The organism is Microcella sp. (assembly GCF_030645145.1).
Taxonomy (GTDB): domain Bacteria; phylum Actinomycetota; class Actinomycetes; order Actinomycetales; family Microbacteriaceae; genus Microcella.
Genome location: NZ_JAUSMI010000078.1, coordinates 1 through 1,653, shown reverse-complemented (window position 1 = coordinate 1,653; position 1,653 = coordinate 1). Strand labels below are relative to the sequence as shown.

The window sequence follows — 1,653 nt, the reverse complement described above, 5'->3', positions numbered from 1 at the left end:
GCCCGTCACGATGCCCTCGCGCCCTGGCTTGAGCATTACAACTACGCTCGAGCACACACCGCCTGCGGAGGCCAACCACCGATCAGCCGAGTGTCACCAACGTCATGACCGAGTACAGCTAGGCCGGAGCCGTCGGCGCCTCCGGGCTCATCGCGACCTCCGGCCGGGACGACGCGAGAACGCGCGCGACCGCCTGCGCGAGACGCGGGCGGAGGATGTGCGCGACGTTCGAGACCCGGTGCGTCGTCACGTGGCGCAGCTGCTCGACGATGCCGATGCCGCTCGGCGCGAGGAAGGGGTCGAGAGCGCCGTAGACGAGGTCGATCGGCACGCTCACGCGGGCGAGATCGGCGAGCGTCGTCTGCGACTCGATCGCGTTCTGCAGCGAGAGCATGAACGGGGTCCAGTTCGTCTCGGTGAGCTCGAGCACGTTCTTGATCGGCGCGATCGAGGCGAGCGCCGCGGCCGCGCGCGTCGTGAATCGCGGGTTGGAGCGCAGGAACTCGTAGACGGAGAAGTAGGCGCCCATGCTCGCGCGATCGACGGGGTCGCCGATGAGAGCCGGAGGCAGGTAGATCGGGGAGCCGATGAGCACGAGGCGGGAGAGCGCCTTCCGGTGCGTCGCGGCGTAGCGCGCGGCGATGAGGCCGCCGAGCGAGTGGCCGACGAGGATGATGTCGCGCCGGAGGCCGAGGGAGCGGAGCGTCGCATGCAGCGAGCGCTCGTGCTCGTCGAGCGTGTAGGTCGCCCCCTCGGGCGCGGGCGAGGCGCCGAAGCCGAGGATGTCGAGCGTGATGACGCGGAAGTGCGGCTCGAGCAGCGGCACGAGGTGGTGGAAGGTCACCGACGACGAGGCGACGCCGTGGATCATGACGACGACCGGGCCGCTCCCGGAGTCGTTCGTCACCGCGAGGAGCGGAGCGCCGCGCCAGGGTCGGGGTGCCATGGCCCGATTATGTCGGACCGGGATGGCCGCGGCCCGACGGGCGGGGCGCTGCGGGCAGGTCGCTACGAGCGGGGCGCTACGGGCGGGTCGCGACGGGCGTCGCCTCACTTGTACACCTTCACGACGAACCAGCGGGAGGGGTCTCCGTCGTCGCGGAGGTCGAGGATGCAGCTGCGACCGTCGTCGGCCGTGGCCTGCAGGCGCCAGCCGGTGCACTCGCGGGGCGCGCGATCGAGGGCGAGGGCATCGGGATCGAGGCGGCGCCACCACGCGACCGGCTCGGTGATGACCGTGGGGCGATCGGTGACGCGCCACCGCGCGCCCTGCCACGTCAGCCGGATCGGGCGACCGTCGGCGTCGCTCCAGACGACCGCGGGCTCGAGGACCGCAGGGCGGGCGGCGGGGAGCGGGGCGGTCGAGGGAACGGGGGTGGGGGCAGGAGCCGGCACGGCAGCCTCCTTCATCGGCTCGTGCGCTCCGGCCCGCGCGACTGATGGGATCACTCGAACATACGTTCGACTGCCGACAGTACGCCGCGCGGGCGCGACACGCCAAGGCGCCTCGGTCGGGCTAGCTGTAGTTCCCAGTGACGTTGTTCATGCTGCCGCAAGTGCGGTGATCGGGCTTCTGTGGCCCAGAGAGCCATGGGGTCGCTGCGTGTTGTAGTAGCGAACCCATTCTGGCAGGACCGCCCGACGATGCTCACT

The 1,653-nt window shown here is 71.1% G+C and carries 3 protein-coding genes; all 3 read right to left on the bottom strand.

The genetic code is table 11. The features are described from left to right. Positions 1–118: 118 nt before the first annotated feature. Complete coding sequence (locus tag Q7T15_RS04875; RefSeq protein ID WP_304693851.1) at positions 119–946, bottom strand: alpha/beta fold hydrolase; 828 nt, start codon at positions 944–946, stop codon at positions 119–121. Positions 947–1,050: 104 nt separating this feature from the next. Then, positions 1,051–1,395, bottom strand: coding sequence for a hypothetical protein (locus Q7T15_RS04870; RefSeq protein ID WP_304693849.1), 345 nt, complete (start codon positions 1,393–1,395; stop codon positions 1,051–1,053). A 147-nt stretch (positions 1,396–1,542) separates the two neighbouring features. Continuing rightward, positions 1,543–1,653 (bottom strand): integrase core domain-containing protein (locus tag Q7T15_RS12340; protein ID WP_370689091.1); only part of this gene is annotated, 111 nt, incomplete at its 5' end.

Bases quoted from the DNA above. Each gene is read 5' to 3' on its own strand.
- Q7T15_RS04875 (WP_304693851.1), bottom strand. From the start codon at position 946: ATGGCACCCCGACCCTGGCGCGGCGCTCCGCTCCTCGCGGTGACGAAC.